The sequence below is a fragment of the Halalkalibacter okhensis genome, assembly GCF_000787375.1.
In the GTDB taxonomy this organism is placed as follows: domain Bacteria; phylum Bacillota; class Bacilli; order Bacillales; family Bacillaceae_D; genus Halalkalibacter; species Halalkalibacter okhensis.
In genome coordinates, this window is sequence record NZ_JRJU01000060.1 from 1 (window position 1) to 18262 (window position 18262).

General features: G+C 38.5%; 12 protein-coding genes, 3 tRNA genes and 1 pseudogene. 3 read left to right on the forward strand and 13 right to left on the reverse strand.

What is annotated here, in order from left to right:
* Nucleotides 1–391 precede the first annotated feature (391 nt).
* The 10 genes from LQ50_RS22810 to LQ50_RS22855 form a co-directional block, all read right to left on the reverse strand.
* Nucleotides 392–467, reverse strand: a tRNA-Phe gene (locus LQ50_RS22810).
* A 16-nt stretch (nt 468–483) separates the two neighbouring features.
* Nucleotides 484–560 (reverse strand) — tRNA-Asp (locus LQ50_RS22815).
* Nucleotides 561–570: 10 nt separating this feature from the next.
* Nucleotides 571–644, reverse strand: a tRNA-Met gene (locus tag LQ50_RS22820).
* Between the two features lie 394 nt (nt 645–1038).
* Nucleotides 1039–1443 carry a DUF1259 domain-containing protein gene (locus LQ50_RS22825; protein ID WP_034633945.1) on the reverse strand — a complete coding sequence of 135 codons (405 nt, stop codon included), beginning with the start codon at nt 1441–1443 and terminating at the stop codon, nt 1039–1041.
* 303 nt (nt 1444–1746) lie between these two features.
* Nucleotides 1747–3138 carry a D-xylose transporter XylE gene (gene xylE, locus LQ50_RS22830; RefSeq protein ID WP_034633947.1) on the reverse strand — a complete coding sequence of 464 codons (1392 nt, stop codon included), beginning with the start codon at nt 3136–3138 and terminating at the stop codon, nt 1747–1749.
* A 307-nt stretch (nt 3139–3445) separates the two neighbouring features.
* Nucleotides 3446–5020, reverse strand: a complete 1575-nt coding sequence (locus LQ50_RS22835) for a response regulator (RefSeq protein WP_034633934.1) — start codon at nt 5018–5020, stop codon at nt 3446–3448.
* A complete protein-coding gene (locus LQ50_RS22840) occupies nt 5017–6459 on the reverse strand; it encodes a sensor histidine kinase (protein WP_052144928.1) in 1443 nt (480 codons plus the stop codon). Before LQ50_RS22840 ends, LQ50_RS22835 begins: the two co-directional genes overlap by 4 nt.
* Nucleotides 6456–7454 (reverse strand): sugar-binding protein, encoded by a 999-nt coding sequence (locus LQ50_RS22845; protein ID WP_034633935.1) that lies wholly within the window; start codon nt 7452–7454, stop codon nt 6456–6458. Before LQ50_RS22845 ends, LQ50_RS22840 begins: the two co-directional genes overlap by 4 nt.
* A 227-nt stretch (nt 7455–7681) precedes the next feature.
* Nucleotides 7682–8914, reverse strand: a complete 1233-nt coding sequence (locus LQ50_RS22850; RefSeq protein WP_034633936.1) for an MFS transporter — start codon at nt 8912–8914, stop codon at nt 7682–7684.
* Nucleotides 8911–9489 carry a non-canonical purine NTP pyrophosphatase gene (locus LQ50_RS22855; protein WP_052144929.1) on the reverse strand — a complete coding sequence of 193 codons (579 nt, stop codon included), beginning with the start codon at nt 9487–9489 and terminating at the stop codon, nt 8911–8913. The genes LQ50_RS22850 and LQ50_RS22855 overlap by 4 nt, the downstream gene beginning before the upstream one ends.
* Before the next feature lie 100 nt (nt 9490–9589).
* On the opposite strand from LQ50_RS22855, the gene LQ50_RS22860 reads away from it, so the two are divergent.
* Complete coding sequence (locus LQ50_RS22860) at nt 9590–11329, forward strand: SgrR family transcriptional regulator (protein WP_034633937.1); 1740 nt, start codon at nt 9590–9592, stop codon at nt 11327–11329.
* Nucleotides 11330–11719: 390 nt separating this feature from the next.
* On the opposite strand, the gene betB is transcribed toward LQ50_RS22860, so the two are convergent.
* Nucleotides 11720–13192: a betaine-aldehyde dehydrogenase gene (gene betB / locus LQ50_RS22865; RefSeq protein WP_034633938.1), complete on the reverse strand. Its 1473-nt coding sequence runs from the start codon at nt 13190–13192 to the stop codon at nt 11720–11722.
* Between the two features lie 278 nt (nt 13193–13470).
* On the opposite strand from betB, the gene cudC reads away from it, so the two are divergent.
* Nucleotides 13471–14022 carry a choline uptake/conversion transcriptional regulator CudC gene (gene cudC / locus LQ50_RS22870; RefSeq protein WP_034633939.1) on the forward strand — a complete coding sequence of 184 codons (552 nt, stop codon included), beginning with the start codon at nt 13471–13473 and terminating at the stop codon, nt 14020–14022.
* 178 nt (nt 14023–14200) lie between these two features.
* Nucleotides 14201–15100, forward strand: coding sequence for a glycine betaine ABC transporter substrate-binding protein (locus tag LQ50_RS22875; RefSeq protein WP_034633941.1), 900 nt, complete (start codon nt 14201–14203; stop codon nt 15098–15100).
* A 526-nt stretch (nt 15101–15626) separates the two neighbouring features.
* Here the strand turns inward: LQ50_RS22875 and betA are convergent.
* A complete protein-coding gene (betA, locus tag LQ50_RS22880) occupies nt 15627–17324 on the reverse strand; it encodes a choline dehydrogenase (protein ID WP_034633942.1) in 1698 nt (565 codons plus the stop codon).
* Nucleotides 17325–17797: 473 nt separating this feature from the next.
* A pseudogene (locus LQ50_RS22885) lies at nt 17798–18262 on the reverse strand (hypothetical protein); the annotation flags it as partial.

The window sequence follows — 18262 nt, forward strand, 5'->3', positions numbered from 1 at the left end:
AACGATGAAATTTGCCTATGTCATTTTCAAGAAAATGACTCAAATTCCTTTGACGAGATATCATGTATCTCTATTTCGCTTGGCTTTTGTTCAGTTTTCAAAGAACTCATTAATCGCTGTCCTCCAGCGACATTTATTATCTTAACATAACAAATCGTTCTGTGCAAGATGTTTTTTAAAAAACTTCAAAACATCGTAGACATTCAATCAATTATTAAGACATTGAACATCTTACCACAAAAATAAATTCCGCGCAAGTACCAATAAAAAAGTCTCGATATCGGTGAACAAGCTTAATCTTGCATCTATGATTTGCCATGAAGATTCAAGACTTCGAACCTAAGATAAAAATGAGATAGTCTACCAACTCTGCTGCTATCTCTATAGAAAGTGGTGGCTCAGGACGGAATCGAACCGCCGACACATGGATTTTCAGTCCATTGCTCTACCGACTGAGCTACTGAGCCAAGTTTTAATAATAAGTGGCGGTCCGGACGGGACTCGAACCCGCGACCTCCTGCGTGACAGGCAGGCATTCTAACCAACTGAACTACCGGACCATTTTTGGTATTGCGGGGGACGGATTTGAACCGCCGACCTTCGGGTTATGAGCCCGACGAGCTACCAGACTGCTCCACCCCGCGTCGTTTTATAGTATTCGGATAATTTTTTTTCGAAGAAGTCGTCTTTTCCTCTTCTAGCTTCGCTTTGTAGCTTATGCGTCAAGACATGTCGAAGATACTCGACGATGGTTTGCTGCATGCTCCACCCCGCGTCGTTATATAGTAAATGGATGGTGCTTGTACGCCAAAACTATTCAGAAGTAAAAATATATCATAGTCTTCTAATTACAACAAGTGCTTTTCTCAAATAAAGCTACATTATTATTACAACTTGTGTGCCAATATTAATAAAATAAAAAAAGAAGTATCTCCTACATCCAGTAGAAAAAACATCTCAAACAGACTCAAGGAGTACTTCCTGTAGCATTTACATACTTTCAAACTATAATCTTATAGATCAAACAGGGCTTGAGATTTATGGAATCGGTCGGCTATTTAAATAGGAGAACGCTCTTGCAACCTTTTTCGCAAAATGAAGTGGTGGTTCAACAGACTGAACGTGCATATATAATATCATAGGCTCTATGAAGATCCAGTGATTGTGTAACGCACTGACAATCAGGCCTTGCTGTGTGACCGCCCACATGAAAGATGGTATCTCTTCTTGCAAAATAGCAATCTCCAAGATATTCAAGGCATTTCCAAACTGGTCCAATGATTCAAATTCAATCCCAACAGGAGTAACGTTCTTACTCGGCTTCCCTTGTACACTAGCATTGAACCTTCTTTTCAGCGATACAGAACAAACATTTTGCTTTATTTCAGCTTTCCCACCAAGTGTTTGTGCAAACTGTTCACAAATCGATTGAAATGAACCCATTGTTTCATCCCTGCTTTTCCAACCTGGTATAGATCGATATTGATCCCCACACCGACAATCTGAATTTCTACATGTTCTCACCATCTCAGAATATTGCTGGGAATATCCATTATTTCCTCTCATGAAGAACCCTCCTAAGTATAGGTGAATAATGAAGATTTTAGAGTATACTATAGAAACAATTATTATAATCAGCTTATTTATATTCCAATTTTCACTCAGGGACAAGAAAGAAATCATATAATGCAAGACGCAAAAAGACCTCACATTATGTGAGATCCTTTTCTAGCGTATTAAAACAACCTACGCACTTTTCTTATTAACCAAAATCGTCTCTAACTCTTCCAACGATCTCCCTTTCGTTTCAGGTACAAACTTCCAAATAAAGATCGCTGAGATTAAACTCATAATTCCATAGAATGAATACGTTAAACCTCCACTAAATTCCATCATTGCTGGATACGTAGATGAAATGAAATAGTTAGCTGCCCATTGTGCTGCTACAGCAATCGCCACAGCTTGCCCTCTAATTTTATTAGGGAAGATTTCGGAGATAAGTACCCAAACAACCGGGCCCCAAGACATCATAAACGATGCTGTGTAGATAATAATGAATATTAACGTCCAGATTCCAATTGTGTTTGAGAATGCCATACCGGCCACCCCAAACATTCCAATAGTCATTCCAATCGAACCAATAATCAACAGTGGCTTTCTACCAAATTTATCGACTGTAAAAATAGCAATCAACGTAAACAACACATTAACTAAGCCCATAACGATCGTTTGGAACATCGATGCATCTCTTGCGGCTCCCATGCTTTCAAAGATTCTTGGTGCATAATAAAGCGCAACATTAATCCCTACAAATTGCTGAAATACAGATAATAAGATCCCCACCACGATAATCGCTTTACCATATGAGAATAATTTTGCTTTTTTCGCATCAAAGGATTTCTTAATCTCAAACATGGTAGCTTTTGCCATTGTTTGATCGTAAATTTTAGAAAGGACCGCCATTGCCTTCTCATCCTGATTTTTAGAAACTAAATAGCGCGGTGTCTCTGGCACGGTAAACAACAAGAGCAAGAAAAGCAAAGCAGGAATGGCCTCTGATAAGAACATATAGCGCCAACCAACGTCATTGATCCATTCCATTGATTGTCCTCTACCAATTCCCCAGTTTACAAAATAAACAACTAACATCCCAAAGATGATTGCAAATTGGTTTAAAGACACTAGTGTACCCCTTATACGCGCTGGAGCTATTTCCCCAATATACATTGGTGATACTGCCGATGCTAACCCAACACCAATCCCCCCAATAATGCGGTAAATATTAAAGGTAATTAATAGAGCAATGGAAGGCTCTCCTTTTGTAAAAAATAAAAATTCAGGAAACGCAGACCCTAATGCAGACACTAAGAATAATAATGCAGCGAGGATAAGCGTATTTTTTCTTCCAAATCGCGTTGCGAAATAACCTGAAATCAGTCCCCCGATAATACAACCAATCAATGCACTCGAAACGGTAATCCCATGTACAAGGGAACTAAGACCTAGACTATCTGCAAAATACGTTTGAAGTGACCCTTCTGCACCTGAAATAACAGCTGTGTCATATCCAAATAAAAGTCCCCCAAGTGTAGCAACCAGTGTGATCAATACAATGTATAACGTACTATTTTTCTTCATCATAGATGACAAAAGAGAAAATAATTTCTCTTTCTTCCTCCCCTCTCTTAAACAAGTAGTTGCTTGATAACCCTTACAAAAATCTATCTTGTGTGACACTTATCAAAACGAAATCCGCTCCTGTAGGATTGATTTTCCATATGATTTCGTTTTCATTATTTGATAAAAACCTTTCAATACATTTAAATTATCATGAAAACGCATACTAGATAGCGCTTTCGTCTTCACTTTCTTGTTAATACCTATAAATTATTGCAAACGCTTTATATTTTATATAATAATAAACCAGCAATCCGTGATTGCTGGTTTATTGATGATACTTATTTCGATAGTCACGCGGACTCAGCCCGACTTCCTTTTTAAAAGCCGTACTAAAATAATTCGGGTCTTTATATCCGACATTTAATGCTATTTCCTTTAACGGCATGTTTCCATCCAAAAGTAGTTCGATCGCTTTTTGTATTCGAGTATTTTTCAAATACTCGATAAAGGTAACTTGAAATCTATCTTTAAACAACTTGCTTAAATAATAAGAGCTAATCCCAATTTCTTCTGCAACTTGTTCAAGAGAGATCGCTTTATGATAATTACTATCAATATATTCCTTAGCTTGTACAAGCAAAGCACGCATCCCATTTGCTCGCCACTCTCCCAATTGCTCGGTAATATCGATTAGTTGTGACTTTGCCACTTCTTTAATTTGCATCGTTGTTTCTAATTGACCTAAACCAACTTGAATAGGTCCATCAAATCCAAGCTCTTTCACAGAGCGAGTTAATACAATAAAGAAGTCATCCATTGCCTTTTGAACGAGTTTTACTTGAAAGTCAGTAGCTTGCTGAATTGATTGAAAATAAGATTCAAACATTTGCAACCCTTTTTGCATATCCCCTTTTTTAATAGCCCCTACTAATTCTTTTTCGATTTCAAAAGGAATCAATTCTTTTCGTTTTTGTTTCAATCGTTCGTTATAAACCAAGTAAGTTGCACTTCGGTGATTATGAACTAACTCCAACGCGTAAATGGCTTCTTTATAAGAGTTCGAAAAGTGATTTACATTTGATACGACCATCCCAATACCAGCATACAATCGGCATTGCTCTACCTTTTTTTGCACTTGATGAAGAATGGAACGTGCAAAATCATGTCTTATTTCATCATCTTCTTTTTCAAGATCTGTAAATAACACGAGGACAGGCACCTGAAAACCGGTTAACGGACCGATAAAACAAGAAGCGCTGTGCTCGTGTAATACTTGTTTGAGCATGCGATACCAACGGCTTTTTTCCTCACGATCTGGGTGAAGACGGTCTGACTCAAACGAAAAAACGGCTGCAAACCCTTTCTTATGTTTGAGTTCTAATCCTAACCATTCATCCCACTCGCCCTGATCAAACTCATGGACATGATCCATAATAAGAGAAACTATAAAATCTCTCTCTATGAAGGAATGGACTCTTTCAAGACGACGATTGATCTGATTAGTTTCTGTCACTTGTTGTTTTTCACTCGCGATCTCTTCAACCATGCGGTCAAAGGCTTCTACTACCTCGCTCACTTTACTTGGTTTTAATAAATACTCTTTAATCCCAAACTTCATTGCCTCACGTGCATAATCAAACGTATCAAAGGCCGATACCATGATAAATTTTGTATTAGGAAGACTAGGCACGATTCTTCTTATTGCCTCAATGCCATCAAATTCAGGCATCTTTATATCCATAAAGACTAAATCCGGCTTAGATGTTAGGGCACGCTCTACTGCTTCTTTACCATTTCGAGCCTCCGCCACAACTTCAAAATTGGAGCGATTCTTACTTAATATTAAGCTAATCCCTTCTCTTTCAATCGGTTCATCATCAACAAGCATTACTTTTATCACAACGTGTCCCCCCTATCCTGAATGGAACGTAATCTTATGCTTACCTTTGTGCCTTCCCCAATCCGTGAAGAAATAGTAAACGTACTTTCTTTATCAAATAGCTTGAGCCGATCCATCACATTTTTCATTCCGATTCCCGTGGAATGGCCTGAACCTTTCTTCGATAAAGAAAACTCAGATTCTTCCTCTTTACTCAACAACCGATCAATCGTTTCTTGGTCCATCCCTACCCCGTTGTCAATCACATCTATACATACCATTCTAGCCTTATGGTAAATATGAATTTCAATTTTTGCTCCCTCAGCCATGCCTTCAATTCCGTGTATAAAAGCGTTCTCAATGATCGGCTGAAGCGTCAAACATGGAATTGGTGTTGATAGACAAGCAGGATCTACATTTTCACTAAATTCTACTCGATCACGAAAGCGAGCTTTTTGGATGAAAAAATACTCCTTTATAATTTTAACTTCATCTTTCAATGTCGTTTGTCGATCTAAATTTCCGATATTATACCGAAGCAAGGTGGAAACAGCGGAAATCAAGTCACTCGTTCGTTCCGCTCCTTCTATATACGACGTTTTTGAAATGGTGTTTAACGTGTTAAACAGGAAGTGCGGGTTGATTTGATTTTGCAAACTTTTCAATTCCATCTCTTTTAATAATTGGGCAAGCCTTGCCTTTTCTTCTATTTCACTAACCGACTCTAGAATGTTTCTTTTCATTTCATTAAAGGTCTTCGTCAAAAAGTAAAGCTCATCCTTCTGTGAAACAACGACATCCTTCCCCGTATAACGCCCTGTTGATATGTCTTGTGCCGCTTTTGTCAAACGTTCAATCGTTCTTGTGATCCCATTTGAAAACCAGAGAGCAAATAAAATACTCAGAATGATGATAGCCATAATAATCGCCATCCCCATTTTCTTTGTATTCGTCACCTTTTCATCGATAAGGACGGAAAGCTCTTGATAATTTGTAAGCTCCGTATTAATCATATCAAGGGTTTTCTCATGAATATAACTTGATGTTCTCTCCGCTTCTTGTAAATACAGAGAATACTCTTGGATATCTAGGTTCGTTACACCTTCCACGGTCTGTTCTGTTTGTTCTAGAAAACTCGTCATCATATTTAATACATTTTTCTTGGAGATTCCTTCTTTTTCTTGTTCCTGAAATCCATGTTGCAATTGAAGCAGCCGCTCTTTCCCTTCTTGATAATGCTGTAAGTTTTCTCCCAATGGTTCATGAACGTAAATTTGCAGTGCCTGAAATGTCTGGTTCGTTGTTTTTGTCATTTCATTTAAAAGAAAGAAATATTCAATATGCTCATGATAGAGCTCCATCACTTTATCGTTGCTTTGTTCACGAACAAAAAATAACAGAATAAGCAGCAGCAGAATACTAGCAAAATAAACAAGTAACTTTGTGCGAATTTTCATCATGAGGACCCATCCTTTTGACGATTTCGATTCGGTAAGTCAAGCTTACGAATAATCGTTAAATCGGTATGATACACATCTTGGACAGGTTTATCCTCAATCATCGCTAACATCTTCTCAACGCTTCGATACCCCATCTCAAATGGTTGTTGTTCAACAATTGCATCGATGTCCCCGTTTTCTAACAATTGTATATTCTCATCAATCGCATCAAAAGTAATCACATACATCTCATTTTCCCTTTTTAAAGATTTCGCTGCCGCTACGATCCCAACCCCGTTATAAGAACTCGTCCCATAAAAAGCCGTAATGTGTTCATGCTCGGTTAACATGTTAAATGCGGTTTCTTCCACATCTACTCTAGAAATATCTGATTGTTCAATCGCGACAATCTCAATTCCATCAACCTGTTCTACAATATCAGTAAACCCTTTTACACGTAACTGATGGAGGACATGATCAAAACTGCCGGAAATGACTCCAATGGTTGCTTCCCCTTTCGTATCCTCAACCAAGGCTTTTCCTGCTAACTGACCCGCTAAGTAATTATCCGTTCCAATATAGACGTCACGCATACTTTCTGGAGAATCCGTATCAATCGTAACAACAGGAATCCCTTGTTTCACTGCCTGATCAATAAGCGGAGTAAATTGATCATTAAGGGCTTGCACAATAATTCCATCTACCTTCGATTTAATGGCGATATCGAATAGCTTAAGCTGCTCATCCGGATTCGAACGCTTAGGCCCTCCATATTCAACAAAAACTTCATGGTTTTCCTCTGCTTTCTTAGCACCTTCTCCGACTAAACGCCAATACTCATGATTCATTTCTTCCCCAATTAAAGCAAAATGATAAAGTGGAAGATCAGGTTCAGACGTAAATGCTTCCGTAATTTTCTCATCATCTACCTGTGATTGCTTGTAATAGTAAACCGAGAAGCCCGAAGCTGTTACGAATCCAAAAAGCAATATTATATATAAAATGGTTCGACTCATGCTGTCCTCCTAATAAAACACTATCTGTGTAAGTTTGATCTTATCATAATTGGATTTTAACACATCAAAAGCTTACGCAATCACAACAGAGAGGGTCCTCTATCTTACCTACATCATTTATATATTAAAAAGCTTCTAAAAAGTTCAGTGAACCTATCAGAAGCTTTTTTCTAAACTTACTTTATATGCGGTCAACTACCCAACTCAACATTCAATGTAGCAACATCCTATTTTACTCGGGTTTCTCGGTGCAGGGTTACATCTTTTTGAGCATTTCTACATAGCTGATATAACCACATGAAACCTAGTAACATGAGAAAACTAGCTGCGAGGAAATATACTATTGATATTGAATAAAACTCTAGCAAATAAAAGGCTACTAACGGTCCAAGCGCTGCTCCAAGATCAACAGCAATTGTATGAGCAGTAATAACCTTCACTCGGTTTGATTGCGATGCCACCTCAGTTGCAAATGTATCGGTTGTTGTGACAAAAAACGTTGATGTAAATTGAAACACAAGCAAAAGAAGGAATAATAGGAATAGAGATTGAATATAGCCAAGTAAAAACAGCAAGATACTACCTGAAAATAGAGGAATAAGTAAAAGTCTTATTTTAGACGTTGAACGATCTAGGCACTTACCAATCCACGGTGCCACAAAAGGATCCCATCCCCAACGAACAGCTTGGATGACACCAGCTAATGTAGCCGCACCTATTGTTATTTGGGCACCTGTCCAATCTGCTTTATAACTTCTCTCTATCAGCGGACTTAACGTAGAGGCAAACAAGCCGAATACAATGAACCCCATACCAAGACTTGTTAACAGTACAAGAGCCACACGTGATGTAAACCAGCTTGTATACTGTTGGCTTTGTTGCTGCTCCTTTTTCTCAGGAGCCTTCACAGGCACTAATAACCATACAAGCGGAAAGGCCACTAACGCGAACAAAGCAAACAAGACTGTCACGAACGAAACAGAAGTATAATCGACAAGTATTCCCCCTGCTAACATACCAATTAAGCCACCGATTCCCCACAGTCCATTATATAAACCGACAAACCTTCCTCTATTGCTATCATCCGCAGCTTCAATAACCGTTAAATAGCCGCCAAGACGAAGTAGCGACCATGCAACTCCCCATAACGCACGCACGAGAAGCAAAAGCCAAAAATCTTGGAGAATTCCATATGACATGGTTGTCAAACAAGCTAATCCTACGGCAATGAAAACCCCTGTCCGTACCTGAAAATGCTTATAAAACAATCCAACAAGTGGGTTTAACGGAAGACGGACAAAGCGATTCACTGAAAGAAGTACGCCGATCTGCCATAAGGCTGTAAGCCCAAAATCTTCCCAGTATAAAGGAAGAACAATGAAGAGCATCGCATCTCCCATCACCGCTACTGCTGTCAGTAATGCAATACCTATTACCCGTTTTTTTGACGAGATTCTCATCGAAAATTCAACCAATCTCTGATAGCTACTATTGCTTGAAACAACGCCTGTCTATGGTGATCAAACATCATATCGTTACTTGGTTGCTCAGCTAGTACAAGGTTATTACTGAGTAAAAAAATACCTCCATACCCTTTCCCTTCAACCACTTCAGTTGAAATCCATCCATTCATACACCCCTCACAAACTACCTGTTCTCCATCAGGAAATGAAACAACAATCGCACTATGAAATACAGCCTTCCGTTGACTAAGAGGGACTCCCTGCAATAGCTCCATTACTTTTCTCGCCCGGTCATCATCGGTCCCTTCCATAAATCGAGCCGTCTTAACACCAGGAAACCCACCTAACGCTTCAACAGATAGTCCAGAATCTTCCCCAACAATAATGGATACGGAATCAACCTGCCGAACTGCCTCAACCTTTAAATGAGCATTCCCACTAAATGTCGCTTCTGTTTCCTCTACATCCTCAATATGATTTGATAGGACTTTGATGAGTAAACCAGTCTGTTGCAATCCTCTTGCCATCCATTCAAGTTTCGATTTGTTCCATGTCGCGATCACTACCTCCATCCAAACACCCCCTCTACTTCTATATTGTAGTTTTCTAAAGGAGGAAAAAAAGGGTACAATTAACAAAACAACTTTTCCCCTTTTAAAGCAGGTGATACAAATGAAAGTGATTGACCATTATCATGTATTAATCCAATATCTAAAAGAAACCAATCATCCGATTCAAACGACAATCGAACAGCTCTCAACAATCCTTCATTGTTCGATTCGAAATACAAAATTCATTTTAGCTAAAATGCAATCACTAGGCTGGATTACTTGGACGCCAGGAAGAGGCCGTGGAAATTATTCAACGATTTCCTTAGAAGTAGAATTTGAATCACTCGTTTTAGAAGAAGCGAAAAAACACACTTCCATTGATGAATCTATTGCTTTTATTCAACAATACCAACTACAAGACGATGTGCAACGAACCTATATCTATACTTTATTTTCTGAATTACAGCAAGGAGAGAAAGAAAAAAACAGAGAAAAAGGAGATCGTCTTCTTTTCCCCTCTTATCGACCATTAGTCGTTCTTGATCCATATTATGTAAATCGTCGTTCTGAAAACCATGTGATGCGGCACATATACAGTCAGTTAGTAACCTATGATGAAGATAGGAAAACTCACATACCGCACTTGGCTCACTACTGGACTCATAGTCACTTTAGTGAGTGGACGTTTCATTTACGAAAAGGTGTTCTTTTTCATAACGGAAAAGAACTGATAGCACCTGATGTCATTTACAGTTTCAAAAGACATCTCCAACCACAATCAGCGTATTATTGGATCACTCATTGGATCGAACAAATCACTAGCCTAGATCAATATACTGTAAGATTCACCTTAAAAAAACCAGTCCCTTTCTTTCTCCATTTCATCGCATCATTAGGTGGAAGTATTGTACCAAAGGGGTATATGAACCAACCTGTTGGAACCGGCCCTTTTCAAGTGAAAGAACAAACAAGTTATAAGCTGACGTTAGTCAATTTCCAAAGTTATTTTCATCTTCGTCCCTTACTTGACGAGGTAACGATGTATTTTTTTCCTACTCTTTACGATAATCAACATAACAATCATTTTTCCGAATCAGTAAATTTCTATCATTATCCATATTCAGGTCCAAAAACAGACGGACTTAGTCAAGATACAGTGATTGATAAAGGAAGTAAACTGTTAACAATCAATATGAATAGCGAACGAACGAACGACCCCTACTTACGAAAAGCGATTTATCTTGCATTAGATCCAAACAAATTAATTGACGACTTAAAAGGAAATCGGTTCATTCCGGCTTCAAGAATGGATTTGCATTTGGAGAAGCAAGTCAATAAGGAAAGAAATACCGATGAGGCCACAGACTATTTAAAGATGAGTTCATACAACGGGGAAACGCTAACTTTGTATAGCTACACAGGAGCTGGTAATGAATTAGACGGAAAATGGATACAAAAAAGACTGGCCGATATAGGGATTCGTTGTAGCCTACATGTCTATCCATACGAAGAATTACATGAACGACCCCTTCGTGAACAATCTGATTTACTTCTCGGTGAACAACTAGCAGATGAAAGCATGATCTATACCTATCTCTCTTCCTTAAAGGGGAGCCACAGTCTTGCTTCTCATCACTTGACAGATGAAGTAATGAAACAATTGGATGACGCGTTTCTTGATCAACATGACTGCCTTGAAATTTTACAGCGAATTGAGAAACAATTAAGTATGTCACATCATCTAATCTACCTTTACCGATTGCAACAATTTGCCATCCATGAAGAACGCTTAGAGAATATCCAACTGAACGCATTAGGGTGGGTGGATTATACAAAACTTTGGTATAAGAACACTCCATGATCAGTTAGTTTATCTAGCTAATAAAGGTCTTGCTCATGTCCTTAAACATCGCAAGACCTTTTTAGGATTTCTACGTCATTATTTCACCATGCTCCCGTAAGATGAGAGTGTATAATATCTTTTACGGTTGTGCAGGAATTGCGGTATATCAAGAATTTTGTGTTGAATTTTTACTATACTGTCTTTAGAGGAAATTTACCGTTTTTTACTGCATTCTGTTCGCGAATGTTATCTTTTTAAAGGAATATAAGTCTTTGACATTAATTCATAATCAGATAGATGTACCTCGATAATAAGAGCACTAGTGTAAGCTAATAGCTCCTTACCTTCAGCTGTTTCATATCTAGTACACTACCTTCATACATCGATAAATTTGTTTAGTTCGATAGCTTAGAACCAGTTGATCGGTTCTGGTTTAATGTTTTGAAATATATGCTTGGTTTCTGTATATTCTTCTATACCTAGTCTCCCTAGTTCGCGTCCAATACCAGACTGCTTAAATCCTCCCCAGGGTGCATGTGGGAAGTAAAGGTTGAAGTCATTAATCCATACAGTACCCATGCGCATCTTCGCTACACAACGTTCAGCTTTTACAATATCGTTTGTCCAAACACCACCAGCGAGTCCGTAAATAGAGTCATTAGCAAGCTTCACTGCTTCCTCTTCTGTACGGAATTTCTCAACGGTGATAACAGGACCAAAAGCCTCATCTTGAACAATGCTCATGTCTGTTGTGCAGTCTGTAAAAATAGTTGGTAAGAAGAAAAAGCCTTTTTGAAGTTCTGGCTCTTCTGGACGCCCACCACCAACTGCTAATGTAGCCCCTTCTTTAATACCTGTTTCTACATACTTTTCGACTTTCCCAAGGTGTTCAGCTGAAATAAGTGGGCCCATTTGTGTATCTTCGTCAAACCCACTTCCTAGCTTAAACTTTTTCACTCTCTCAACAAGTGCGTGAACGAACTCATCGTGAATACTTTCTTCAACAATCAGTCTGGTACCGGCTGAACAAATTTGCCCTGCGTGGAAGAATACCCCGTTTAATGCTTGGTCCACTGCTGTCTCAAAATCCGCATCAGCAAAGATGATGTTAGGATTTTTCCCACCAAGTTCAAGTGCAAGCTTCTTAACATTAATGCTTGCCGCTTGCATGATTTTCTTCCCAGTAACGATTCCACCTGTAAAAGAGATAAGATCGACATCTATGTTACTAGATAGCTCTGCACCAACTGTATTGCCAGCACCAAGTACAAGATTAACAACACCAGCAGGCACCCCTGCCTCTTCCATTAATTCGAATACTTTAATCGTAGTAAGGGGGGTAATTTCACTTGGCTTCATAATTAGTGTGTTACCTGTAGCTAATGATGGAGCCAATTTCCAAGATGCTTGTAGTAAGGGGTAATTCCAGGGGGTAATTTGACCGCAAACTCCAACGGGTTCACGAACTACCTTGCTGATCGAGTTTGGCACTGGGGAATCAATTAGTTCCCCACCATCTTTATCTGCAAGCTCTGCATAATAACGAAATACTCCAGCAATATCATCCATGTCTCCACGGCTTTCCACTACTGTTTTACCAGTATCTAAAGATTCCAATCTAGCAAGTTCTTCTTTATCTCTTTCTATTAATTCAGCAATTTTCCTTACAATAGCCCCTCGCTCAGATCCGGGAGTAGAAGACCACTCTCCCATATCAAATGCTGCTCTTGCTGCAGCGATTGCTACTTTAGCATCTGTTTCATCACTTTCTGGAACAGTAGCAATAACTTCCGCATTATATGGGTTAATAATGTCACGCGTATTACCTGAAATCGCTCCCACCCATTTACCATTAATGTATTGTTGTTGTTTAAGACTCAAATCTATCAACTCCAATTTTCCAATATATTAAGTTTGTTAAAAATTTATTTAATTTAATGAAAATAGTAACATGTCTTTTTAAGGCTGTCAAAAATCAATATAAAGCACAAAATTAAATTTAACTAGAATAACCGAAATTACTAAGTTTTTCGGCATTTTCAATTGGTTAAAATTACGTTTTCCATTTGACATTAAATCTAAACAAGGTATCATAAAGTTTATGAAGAATATTTACAAAATATTTAACGCGCTTTACTTTATATTGAAGGAGCAACTTTATGAGTAATTCTACTGAAAGATCCAGAGTTAAAATAGAAGAAGCCAAGGATAAAGTCATTGGCGCCATTGCAGAGACAATGGACTTATATGGTGTAACACCAGCCGCTGCAAATTTATATGCGACGATGTACTTTAAAGGTCAGATGACACTTGATGAAATGCGTTCGGAGCTCGGAATGAGTAAACCGAGTATGAGTACTAGTGTCCGTAAACTCCAAGAAATAGAAATGGTTAAAAAAACATTTACACGTGGTTCTAGAAAACATACCTACGTAGCCGAGAAGAATTTCTTCCGTTCCTTTATGGTGTTTTATTGTCAGATGTGGGAACGAGAAGTAAAGATGAATATGGAAGCAATTGAGGAAGCACAAGAAGATTTTATAAATGTTATTAAAGATTCCACAAGCACAACAGAAATTGTTGCAGAGGCCAAAAAATACTATGACCAATTAGAAGAATCTAAAACTTACTATTACTGGTTGCAAGATTTAGTTGCAAGCATAAAAAGTGGTAAAATATTTGAATATTTACCTAAAGATAACCAAGATTAATTTAAAAAGAACTTTATAGAAAAATGACTATAGATTTCAGTATTTGATTGTTGTACTATCCCTTCCAAACAAGGGATAGGTTAGTCTTGTTCTATGATTAAAAATATTCTTAACGCATTTAATGTATTAAGATATTTTTATATAATTGAAATCAAATAATAGAGAGGAGTTTTTCTACATGAGCAAATGGAAAAAAGAACTTAATTTAATTTTAGTTCTGCTTTTGGTTGCTGTACTGACAGCGTGTGGAAGCACTAGTGAGACAACAAGCAGTGAACAAGCAGGTGCAGAAACAGAGGTAAGTAGTCAAGAATTAACGATTGGTCAAATTAACTGGGCTGAAAATATTGCAGTAACAAATATGTGGAAAGCAATTCTAGAAGATAAAGGGTATAACGTGAAGTTAACTGTGTTGGACATGGGTGTTATGATGAAGTCTTTAGAAACTGGTAATCTAGATGCTAATTTAGAAGTATGGTTACCGGTCCAAGATGCAAATTATCTTGAAGAATATCAAGATACTGTTAATTTCTCAGAGTCTACTTGGTTTGATAATGCAAAAGTAGGGCTTGTTGTTCCAACTTATTTAACAGATGTTAACAGTGTAGAAGATTTAAATATACATAAAGAACTGTTTAATAAAGCCATTGTCGGATTTGATCCTGGCGCAGGTACAATGGAAGTTACAGAACAACTAATTGAAGATTATAATCTTGAGTTTGAACTACTACCAAGTTCTGAACCTGCAATGTTATCGTCGATTGAAAAAGCAATAGAAAATGAAGAACCAATCGTAGCACCACTTTGGAGCCCACACTCAGCATTCTCACAATTTGAATTGAAATTTCTAGAAGATCCACAAAACACATTCGGTGGTGTAGAAAAAATTCACCATGCTACAAGACATGGTTTTAAAGAAGATTACCCAGAAGTGAGTGAATGGTTTAATAATTGGAAGATGGACGACCAACAAATTGGTGAGCTTATAAACTATGTAGAAAGTGCTGAAGATCCTCTTAGTGGAGCTAAAAAATGGATTGAAGAGAATCAAGAATTGGTTGATCAATGGGTAAAATAAAGGCCTAGGTAAGAAACAAAGAAGTTAGTCTCTGATTTTTGGAGAGACTAGCTTTTTTGTATGAAAATTATATCAAAATTTAATTTGAAAACTTCTTTTCGGTTGACCCCGTCCCCCTATATCTCAGTAAACTAAACCTAACCTAAAAGTCCACCTGAAGTATTTAATATCCTTTCATCTCAAACACACCAAATATAGCAACAAGCCTGATGAAGGACTTTTCCACTGCTTTTCTGTTCCAGTTTGTCCTTCATCGGCTTTATGAAGGACTTTTCTCTAGCTTTTCCTCTTTGTTTTGTCCTTCATCACTTTTATATAGAGCATTACTTACTTATTCAACAAAAACTGTATCATTCTATTAAGCGGTCATACCCAATCAACTAATGGGTTAATTGATGGTTTCAGATCAAAGTATATGCGTAAAATGGATAACTACGGTTATTTCTTAACAAAAAAAGAAGGCACTCTTTCATAAAATGTATGCTTCGATTAGCAAATACATTATAAAAGAGGCCTTCTTACAAAATCATTGTGTAACTTTAGCTTTTATTGTCCCTGCGTCAGCCGGATGTACTCCATGACGGTAAAAGTCAAGATGAAGAGGCTCCAGAGGTTCACAGCCAAGGATTAAGTCAGCTGCCTTCTCCGCCAACATCAACACTGGTGCATGAATATTACCATTAGTGACATACGGCATAGCAGACGCATCTACAACTCGGACATTTTCGAGTCCATGAACCTTCATTGTTAGCGGATCTACTACAGCCATTGGATCTGAAGCAGGTCCCATCTTCGCCGTGCAACTCGGATGAAGCGCAGTCTCAGCATCGTTCTTCACCCATTCCAAAATCTCCTCATCTGTACTAACAGAAGGACCTGGTGAAATTTCACCCGAATTATAAGGTGCCATTGCTGGTTGATTTAGGATTTCACGTGAAATCCTTACCGCTTCAATCCACTCACGACGGTCCTGTTCAGTCGAAAGATAGTTGTAGACCATACTCGGATGCTCCTTAGGATCTTTCGAACGTATCTTTAAAGATCCCCTAGCATCAGAATACATAGGTCCGACGTGTACCTGAAAACCGTGAGCAGTGTCCGCTTTCTGTCCGTCATACCGAACTGCTACAGGTAGGAAGTGGAACATTAAATTTGGATAATCAACGTCCTCGTTTGAACGAACGAAACCTCCACCTTCGAAATGGTTCGTTGCTGCTGGACCTTTACGTCCAATCAACCATTGCAAACCGATCCAAGGCATCCTCATTTTATTTAAGTTAGGCTGCTCAGAAACAGGCTGCGGACAAGAGTATTGAATGTAGGTTTCGAGATGATCCTGAAGATTTTCACCTACACCTGGAAGGTCAATTACCGGTTCAATACCAAGTGAGCGCAAGTATTTAGCATTTCCCACACCTGACAATTGAAGTAATTGCGGTGTATTGATAGCACCACCTGCGAGTACCACTTCACCAGCAGTAACCTGATGAGTCTTCCCATCTTTTTGATAGGTTAAACCCTTTGCACGGGTACCCTCGAAGTCAATACTTGTTACAAAAGCACGAGTTTTCACAGTAAGGTTCTCACGCCCCATAGCTGGATGCAGATAGGCACGTGAAGGTGAAAAACGTTGTCCTTTGTACACATGTTTATCAAACGGAGCGAATCCCTCTTGTCTAAAACCGTTCACATCAGGAATTCGCGCGTAGCCAGCCTCGACCGCTGATTCAAAGAAGGCTTGAAATAGAGGACCAGTAGCTGGCCCACGTTCCAATTTAAGAGGACCATCGTGGCCACGATATTCATCTTCTGGATCCGAAGCTAAAGCATTTTCCAAGCGTTTGAAATACGGGAGACAGTGCGCAAAATCCCACGTTTCCATACCTGGGTCTGCTCCCCAACGTTCATAGTCCATTGGATTGCCTCGTTGGTAAATCATACCGTTGATTGAACCTGAACCTCCGAGCACCTTTCCCCTGGCATGCTTAATACGTCGTCCGTTCATATAAGGTTCAGGGTCTGATTCATATCTCCAGTCATACAATGGGTTCCCTGAGGGAAACGGCAAAGCTGCTGGCATTTGGATCAATAGGTCCCATGCGAAATCCTTACGTCCTGCCTCTAAAACTAAAACGCTACGTGTCCCATCTGCACTTAAACGGTCGCCAAGTACAGAACCCGCACTACCGCCACCTACAATAACAATATCATATGTTTCTTTCATCTTCCCAACCTCCTTGGATGTAAAAATTGTATTCATTGATTATATTCAAATAAAAAGCACTCATTAAACATCCTCCTTCAATCATTCAAACCATTTTAATTGTTTGCTATTTTTTTATTCATATAAGCCAAATATTGGCGCATAGGCTTGAGATTCCGATAAATATTTCGTTTCTATGTACTCTTCCAATCCAAACTTGCCAAACATTCTTCCATTGCCAGACTGTTATATCTACCTCATTGCCCTGCACAAAAAACGGGTAATATCCCTCGTTTTTTCGAAACTATCCTAAACCCATTACCTTGTGAGGAAGATTATCTCTATCGTTAACTTCGTTAAATTTTTTCTTAATAAAATTAACACTTTTAATATACCACGGTGGATTTTTTTTGTAAACCGTAAACCCGGTTGTCTAAATCATTTTATATCTTTCAATATGCGTTTTAAGTATTGAATACAGTAATTAAACTTACTCAACTTTCGCAAACCAAATTAGGCAGGTAAGCCCTGATGTAGCTTGGTAAACCTGCAATCCATTGTAATAGTTGATTTTTAAGTAATTGTTGTGTTTGTTTGTTCGTCTTTTTCAAGACATCTTGAAGAAGCTCGATTAATTGCTGTAATGCGACAGCCCAATCGAGTTCATTTACTTCGGCACACAGGTCGTAAAATAAACCACCTAATGTACGTTCATCCGTGTGGCAGCGATTTTGCCACGAAAGGGCGATGTATCTAGTAAAAACAATGGTTGTATGACTGATAAGTAAGTCATACGAGCGTCCTTGAAACTCTTTCTGTAAGCGAAGAAGCGATTTTGTCGTCTTAAAGAACACTTCAATATCCCAACAGATACCGTAAATACAAAAATTAATAAATACCCAAGCCAAAAGGAAGTATAGATGCTCCAAAAAAAGAGAGAAATCGACTAAAATGGTCGA

What these genes read in the sequence shown, in the direction of transcription:
- LQ50_RS22855 (WP_052144929.1), bottom strand. Translation starts at nt 9,489, where the DNA reads ATGGAGGTAGTGATCGCGACATGGAACAAATCGAAACTTGAATGGATG.
- xylE (WP_034633947.1), bottom strand. Translation starts at nt 3,138, where the DNA reads ATGAAGAAAAATAGTACGTTATACATTGTATTGATCACACTGGTTGCT.
- betA (WP_034633942.1), bottom strand. Translation starts at nt 17,324, where the DNA reads ATGAAAGAAACATATGATATTGTTATTGTAGGTGGCGGTAGTGCGGGT.
- LQ50_RS22850 (WP_034633936.1), bottom strand. Translation starts at nt 8,914, where the DNA reads ATGAGAATCTCGTCAAAAAAACGGGTAATAGGTATTGCATTACTGACA.
- LQ50_RS22840 (WP_052144928.1), bottom strand. Translation starts at nt 6,459, where the DNA reads ATGATGAAAATTCGCACAAAGTTACTTGTTTATTTTGCTAGTATTCTG.
- LQ50_RS22860 (WP_034633937.1), top strand. Translation starts at nt 9,590, where the DNA reads ATGAAAGTGATTGACCATTATCATGTATTAATCCAATATCTAAAAGAA.
- LQ50_RS22875 (WP_034633941.1), top strand. Translation starts at nt 14,201, where the DNA reads ATGAGCAAATGGAAAAAAGAACTTAATTTAATTTTAGTTCTGCTTTTG.
- LQ50_RS22845 (WP_034633935.1), bottom strand. Translation starts at nt 7,454, where the DNA reads ATGAGTCGAACCATTTTATATATAATATTGCTTTTTGGATTCGTAACA.
- LQ50_RS22825 (WP_034633945.1), bottom strand. Translation starts at nt 1,443, where the DNA reads ATGGGTTCATTTCAATCGATTTGTGAACAGTTTGCACAAACACTTGGT.
- cudC (WP_034633939.1), top strand. Translation starts at nt 13,471, where the DNA reads ATGAGTAATTCTACTGAAAGATCCAGAGTTAAAATAGAAGAAGCCAAG.